Source organism: Flavobacterium sp., from assembly GCF_035456225.1.
Taxonomy (GTDB): domain Bacteria; phylum Bacteroidota; class Bacteroidia; order Flavobacteriales; family Flavobacteriaceae; genus Flavobacterium.
This window is the reverse complement of the sequence record NZ_DATIDM010000208.1, coordinates 1-7027: the sequence shown is the minus strand read 5'-3', so window position 1 is coordinate 7027 and position 7027 is coordinate 1. Positions and strand designations below refer to the sequence as shown.

The following is a 7027-nucleotide window of genomic DNA, read 5'->3' as shown; positions in this document are numbered from 1 at the left end:
CTAATTCAGATGAAGTTCTTTTAACAATATTAGTGTAGCCTTTCTGCTCCAGGTTTGCCACGATGGCACTCCCCACCATTCCGCGATGTCCGGCAACAAATATTTTCGAGTGTAATTCCATTATTTAGCGCGTGCTCTTAAGTGTTTTTTCTTTCCTAAACAATTCGACATCAGCCTCCATCATTTCCTGAACAAGCATTTGCAGGTCGTATTTTGGCTGCCAGCCTAATTTCGTTTTTGCTTTGGTGTTATCGCCAATCAGTAAATCCACCTCGGTCGGTCTGAAGTAAGTCGGATCAATTTTCACAACCACTTGTCCGACAGTAAAGCTGTAATCAGGGTTTGATGTAGATACAACTACTGCAACCTCATCCACACCTTCTCCGGAAAATGCCACTTCAACACCAACTTCTTTAAAGGCCATTTTGATAAAATCTCTAACCGTGGTGGTAACTCCAGTTGAAATAACGAAATCTTCAGGTTTATCCTGCTGCAAAATCAACCACATCGCTTCCACGTAATCTTTAGCATGCCCCCAGTCACGTTGTGAATCGATATTTCCCATAAATAAGGTATCCTGCATTCCCATTGCCATTTGAGCAACAGCTCTGGTAATTTTTCTGGTTACAAAAGTTTCTCCTCGACGCGGACTCTCGTGATTGAATAAAATTCCGTTACAAGCAAACATATCGTACGCTTCACGATAATTTACCGTAATCCAGTAGGCATACATTTTTGCTACAGCATACGGAGAACGCGGATAGAAAGGAGTTGTTTCCTTTTGCGGAACCTCCTGTACCAAACCGTACAATTCTGAAGTTGAGGCCTGGTAAATTTTAGTTTTCTTGGTTAATCCAAGCAATCGAACAGCTTCTAAAATACGTAATGTCCCGATTCCGTCTGCATTTGCAGTATATTCCGGTGTATCAAAGCTTACTTTAACGTGGCTCATCGCACCTAAATTGTAGATTTCATCCGGTTGTGTTTCCTGAATGATTCGGATTAGGTTGGTAGAATCACTCAAATCTCCGTAATGCAATTTAAAATGCTGGTTTTCAATATGTGGATCCTCATAAATGTGATCGATACGTTGTGTATTAAACAGGGAACTTCTCCTTTTGATTCCATGAACCATATAGCCTTTTGACAATAATAATTCTGCCAGATAGGCACCGTCCTGTCCTGTTACTCCCGTAATTAATGCTACTTTCATATGAGTCTGTTTATTTTTTATTGGTTTTTTAATTCTTCTTCTATCAGCAAATCCAAAACGTCCAAAATCGATAAATCATAATCCCAGTTTAATTCTGATTTTGCTTTAGTATTGTTACCGTAAATATCTTCGATATCTGCCGGCCTGTATAATTCGTCGCTTATTTTACAAGCGGATTTGTCAATCTTTAACTTTTCAAAAACATAGAAAATTATATCCCTCAAAGATACAGATTTACCTGAACAGATAAGATAATCCGACGGGTGTTCTTTCTGAAGCATCAAATACATAACTTCCACGTACTTTGGTGCATAACCGAAATCCCTTTTAACATCAATATTCCCAACGGAAAGTAATTGCTGTTCCCCTTTGCTTATCTTAATGCTTTCCCTAATTACTTTTTTAACAAAGAAATGCTCCTGTCTTAAATACGACTCATGGTTAAATAATACGCCACAACTGATATGCAATCCGTAACTTTCCCTGTAATGAATACAGGTAAAATGGGCAGCCGCTTTTGAAATCGCATAAGGGCTAAGCGGGTGTAACACACTGTTTTCAGTAATGGGCAGGTTATTCACCTTTCCGTACATTTCACTGCTGCTGGCTTGGTAAAATTTAACTTCCGGATGTTTATTTTTAATAGTTTCCAGCAAGTTAAAAACACTTATGGTATTAAACTGAAAAGTCTGAATCGGTTCCTTAAAGGATTTGAAAACGGAACTCTGTGCTGCCAGATTATAAAACTCATCCGGTTGAACCTTATCAAAAAGGTTTTCCACTTCATGAATATGCAGCAAATTTACATATTCGAATTTTATTTTGTCTTTTATTCCAAGGTATTCCAAACCGGTAAGTCCGTCCGGATGATTATTTTCCCGTAATAGCCCTACTACTTCGTAACCTTTATCTAGCAGCAATTGAGCCAGATAAGCACCGTCTTGCCCGGAAATACCTGAAATAATTGCTCTTTTACTCATTGATTACTACTTTTTTATACACTTCAAGACAATGCTGAGCAGTTACTTTCCAGCTGAATTTAGAAGCCTGCTCTATACCTTTTTCAGCATATTTTCTTCTTAAGTTTTCATCCGACAGAAGTGCCTGCACTTTGTTTTTCAGGTCTGCCGTATTGTTCAGTTCAAAATAAACCCCTGCATCACCTGCTACTTCGGGAAACGAACTGTGATGCGCCAATACTATAGGACATCCGCAGGCCATCGATTCCAGCACCGGAATCCCAAAACCTTCATATTCCGAAGGAAACACAAAACATTTGGCATTTCTGTAATACGATGCCAGTTCATTATCTTCAAAATTTCGCTGAAGGATCTGGTTTGCTATACCCAATTCAGCGATAAGTTTCTCTTCCTCTTTGGAAAACTTATTACCTCCGGCACACACCACAAAAAGGTCTTTATCGGCTTTCAGCAAATCTGCAACCGCTTTAATAAAGAAAATAAAATTTTTATACCCGCTTCTGTTCCCCACAAAAAGAATGTAATCCTTCGGAAGGGAAAGTGAAGCACTGGAATTAGCTTCGATACTGTGTGAAAGATAAACAATATCTATTTTAGCCGCATCTATATGAGGATAAATTTCCAGAATATCTTTTTTGGTGCTTTCAGATATGGCAATAATCCTTGTCGCTTTTTCCATCAGCAGTTTTTTCTGTTCCGAGGTTTTGGTGTCTCTCTGAAAATACTGCGGCAGTTTTTCGTGTATCATGTCATAAACCGTCAGCACAAATGGCTTATTCCCCAATGTATCAACAAAATACGGATTGAAATACGTAGGCACAAAAACATCAAAATCCTGTGCTTTTATCGCTTTTAACGTAGCCTTAATATTTGCCTTTCGATAATTTTTATGAATCTTTTTCCTGATGAACTTCGGAAAAAACGATGAAGTCATAAAGGATGCAAAAGTATTCTGAAACAAGTTAGCTTCTTTTAGGTGCAGGTTGTCCGAAAACACAACCGGACAGTTTATCGTCACATCCTTTTCTTTTTGATAAGCCAGATACAATTCTGTGTAATACCTCGATATCCCTCCGAATTTCTGTTCGTTAAAGGTTTGAGGATCTAAAATTATCTTCATCCGATTTGTAGTATTTAGCTTCTTGTTTAAGATGTTTTTAAGGTTGCAAATTTAGATTATTTATTTGATTTAACCCGTTGAGTATAATTAAATAATTTGATCTTTAATGTGGTTAATTGGTCTATTAAAGACAAACTTATTGAGATACCACTCATAGACTTCAAAGCGCTGTTTTTCAAGATTTTGACCACCATCTATTTTGTTTTTTTCATCTCAAACAATTACACCCAACGGTTCGATTTATACTTACCTATTCTGCTTTAGTAAAGCAAAGCCCTGCAGAGTTATTTATTTTGACTACTTTTGAAAAAGAAAATTTAACTGATAATTTTATGAATTGTAAAATTTGCAATAGCCCATCCGAAAAAATATTCAGCAAAACCATACTTCAGAAATACCCTTCCAATTATTACAAATGTACCGCCTGTAATTTTGTTCAAACCGATGAGCCGACTTGGCTTAACGAAGCCTACAGCAGTGCCATTACGGATTTGGATATTGGTTTGATCGACCGAAACAACAATCTTAAAAAAGAAGTAAAAAATATCATTGACACCCATTTCCCGGAATCTAAAATATATCTGGATTTCGCAGGAGGCTATGGTGTTTTTGTTCGTTTGATGCGGGACATCGGCTACAATTTTTACCGTCAGGATACCTATTGTGAAAATATTTTTGCCAATCATTTTGACATTACGGATACCGATATTAAGAAATTTGACATCGTTACCGGTTTTGAAGTTTTGGAACATTTAAATGAACCGATCAGGGAAATTGAGGAAATGTTAAATTATGCTGATACCGCTATTTTTTCGACTGAACTTATCCCGGACACCAATGATAAAATAGAACATTGGTGGTATATCACTGCAGAGACAGGACAACACATCGCTTTTTACTCTAAAGAAGCCATGGAAATCATAGCCAAACGTTTTAATAAAAATTATTACAGAAGAAACGGCAACATTCATATTTTCACCAATAAAAAGCTTACCAACTTTAAACCAAAGTCATCAAAAAGCTTTTTGTCCAAATTGTTTGAAAAGAAAGTCCGCCGCGAATCCCTAACGCCAAAAGACTACCAATACATCAAGGATTTTCTGAACAAAAAATAATAGTTTAAAAGCATTTTCGAATGAACATTACCATAATAAACAACGGCAATCCGATTCCCAGTATTCATTATGGAGGTACCGAAAGGGTTATCTGGGGTTTGGGTTACGAACTTTATAAATTAGGACATAAAATTACTTTTATAGTTCCGAAAGGCTCCAAATGTGATTTTGCCGATGTTGTTTTTTTGGAAGAAAATGTTCCTATCAACAGCCTGATTCCGAAAGACACGGATATCGTTCATTTCAACGGTTTTTATGACGAATCCATTGAATTCCCGTTCGTTTATACGCTGCACGGAAACAACCCCGAAGGTTCTGTAGCGGAACCGTTCACGATTTTTATTTCCAAAAATCAGGCATATAGAAATCAAGGGAAAACTTTTATTTATAACGGTTTGTTATGGGAAGACTATCCAAAAGTGGATTTAAACAAAAAAAGAGAATATTATCATTTTTTAGGGAAAGCAAGCTGGAAAGTAAAAAACCTACAGGGTGCCTGTGAAATTGCGGTAAAGTCAAACAACAAACTCATTGTAATGGGGGGAGAAAAATGGACTTGGGCCAACATAAAAAGAAAACCGCAATATACGCTTCATCCCAATATAAAGTACTTTAAACAGGTTAACAATACGCAGAAAATAGCTATCATGGAGCAATCCAAAGGATTGATTTTTCCGGTAAAATGGCATGAACCTTTTGGGCTGGCCATCATCGAAAGCATGTATGCCGGATGTCCTGTATTCGGTACCGTTATGGGCTCTTTACCGGAACTCATTACCCCGGAAGTAGGTTTTGTGAGTAATGATCTTTCCGAAATCGTTACCAAAATAAACTCCTTGGAGTTTTCACCTAAATATTGTCATGAGTATGCGCTGGAAAATTTCAATTCAAAAAAAATGGCTGAAAAATACCTGGAAGCCTATACTAAAATTTTAGATGGTGAATCTTTAAATTAATTACCATGCAAGACATCAATACTGAAATCCACAACGCCTACGAAGTCATTAAAAATGGCGGAATCATTCTCTATCCGACAGATACTGTCTGGGGAATTGGATGTGATGCCTCCAATCCTGAAGCAGTAAAAAAAATTTACGCCCTCAAACAAAGGGAGGAAAGTAAAAGTATGATTGTTTTGATGAATGGGGAAAGAATGATGTACACTGTTTTTAAAGACATTCCAGAGGTGGCCTGGCAGATTTTGGATTTATCCGAAAAACCAACCACCCTGATCCTTGACAACCCGAGAAATGTAGCACCAAATATTATTGCAGAAGACAAAACCTTGGGAGTACGAATAGTAAAAGAACCCTTTTGTTTTAAACTGATGGAACGTATGAAAAAACCATTGGTTTCCACTTCGGCAAACATCTCCGGACAGCCTACGCCAAAATCCTTCAAAGAAATCAGTCCCGAAATTTTAAAAGGTGTGGACTATGTGGTAAATTTGCACCACGATAAAATTTGCGACAAACCTTCGACGATCATCAAATTAACAGCGGATAGTCAAGTGAAGATTATTAGAAAGTGATTTTCAGTCGCAGTCACAGTTTACGGTTTATAGTTTATAGTTAACCACTTTAAACTTTGAACATTTAAACTTAAACTTCAGCATGAATTACAAAGAAGCATTACAGGATAAAATATTCATAATCATTGCACAGGCCGCGCGCGAACTTAACGTGGAAAGCTACGTTATTGGCGGTTTTGTCCGTGATCTGATTTTAAAACGGGATCATAAAAAAGACATCGATATTGTTGCCGTGGGCAGTGGCATCGAATTGGCTTTAAAGGTATCCGAACTTATTCCGAACAAACCAAAAGTTCAGGTTTTCAAAAACTACGGAACGGCCATGTTACGCTATCAAGACATGGACATTGAATTTGTGGGCGCAAGAAAAGAAAGTTACAATAACGACAGTCGGAATCCGATTGTTGAAAACGGCACCTTGGAAGATGACCAAAACCGACGTGATTTCACCATTAACGCTTTAGCGCTTTCCTTAAATGAGAACAATTTCGGGGATTTAGTGGATCCTTTTGACGGATTAAAGGACCTGGAAAATAAAATTATCAAAACTCCTTTAAATCCTGATATTACTTATTCTGACGATCCGCTGCGAATGATGCGTGCGATTCGTTTCGCTTCACAACTCGATTTTGAAATCGAAGCCGAATCCCTGGAAGCCATTTCCAGAAACAAAGACCGTATCAATATTATTTCAGGGGAACGTATTGTAGATGAACTGAATAAAATTCTGATGTCCGACAAACCCTCCGTTGGGTTTTTATTGCTGTACAAAACCGGTCTATTAGATATAATCCTTCCGGAACTGACCGCTTTGAATCAGGTGGAAGAAATAGAAGGACATACGCATAAAAACAATTTCTATCACACGTTGGAAGTAGTGGACAATATCTGTCCAAATACCGATGATGTGTGGTTACGCTGGTCGGCTTTACTGCACGATATCGGAAAGGCCCCAACAAAACGCTACAACAAAAAGCAAGGCTGGACATTCCATGGCCATGAGTTTTTGGGCGGAAAAATGGCCAAGAAAATTTTCATACGATTACACATGCCACTAAACCAAAAACT

General features: G+C 37.7%; 8 protein-coding genes. 4 read left to right on the top strand and 4 right to left on the bottom strand.

What is annotated here, in order from left to right:
• The 4 genes from VLB74_RS12355 to VLB74_RS12340 form a co-directional block, all read right to left on the bottom strand.
• On the bottom strand, positions 1–121 hold a 121-nt coding region (locus tag VLB74_RS12355), incomplete at its 3' end, for an NAD-dependent epimerase/dehydratase family protein (protein WP_325203766.1).
• 3 nt (positions 122–124) lie between these two features.
• Positions 125–1213 carry a GDP-mannose 4,6-dehydratase gene (gene gmd, locus VLB74_RS12350; RefSeq protein ID WP_325203765.1) on the bottom strand — a complete coding sequence of 363 codons (1089 nt, stop codon included), beginning with the start codon at positions 1211–1213 and terminating at the stop codon, positions 125–127.
• A gap of 17 nt (positions 1214–1230) precedes the next feature.
• On the bottom strand, positions 1231–2193 hold the full coding sequence (locus tag VLB74_RS12345) for a GDP-mannose 4,6-dehydratase (protein ID WP_325203764.1): 963 nt from the start codon (positions 2191–2193) through the stop codon (positions 1231–1233).
• The gene (locus VLB74_RS12340) at positions 2186–3313 is read right to left on the bottom strand and encodes a glycosyltransferase family 4 protein (RefSeq protein WP_325203763.1); all 1128 of its coding nucleotides are present in this window, start codon (positions 3311–3313) and stop codon (positions 2186–2188) included. The genes VLB74_RS12345 and VLB74_RS12340 overlap by 8 nt, the downstream gene beginning before the upstream one ends.
• 332 nt (positions 3314–3645) lie before the next feature.
• On the opposite strand from VLB74_RS12340, the gene VLB74_RS12335 reads away from it, so the two are divergent.
• The 4 genes from VLB74_RS12335 to VLB74_RS12320 all read left to right on the top strand — a co-directional run.
• Positions 3646–4428 carry a class I SAM-dependent methyltransferase gene (locus VLB74_RS12335; RefSeq protein WP_325203762.1) on the top strand — a complete coding sequence of 261 codons (783 nt, stop codon included), beginning with the start codon at positions 3646–3648 and terminating at the stop codon, positions 4426–4428.
• A 20-nt stretch (positions 4429–4448) separates the two neighbouring features.
• Positions 4449–5384, top strand: a complete 936-nt coding sequence (locus VLB74_RS12330; RefSeq protein ID WP_325203761.1) for a glycosyltransferase — start codon at positions 4449–4451, stop codon at positions 5382–5384.
• Between the two features lie 5 nt (positions 5385–5389).
• A complete protein-coding gene (locus VLB74_RS12325; protein ID WP_325203760.1) occupies positions 5390–5959 on the top strand; it encodes an L-threonylcarbamoyladenylate synthase in 570 nt (189 codons plus the stop codon).
• Positions 5960–6041: 82 nt separating this feature from the next.
• Positions 6042–7027, top strand: a 986-nt coding sequence (locus VLB74_RS12320; RefSeq protein ID WP_325203759.1) for a CCA tRNA nucleotidyltransferase, incomplete at its 3' end; no start/stop codon positions are given.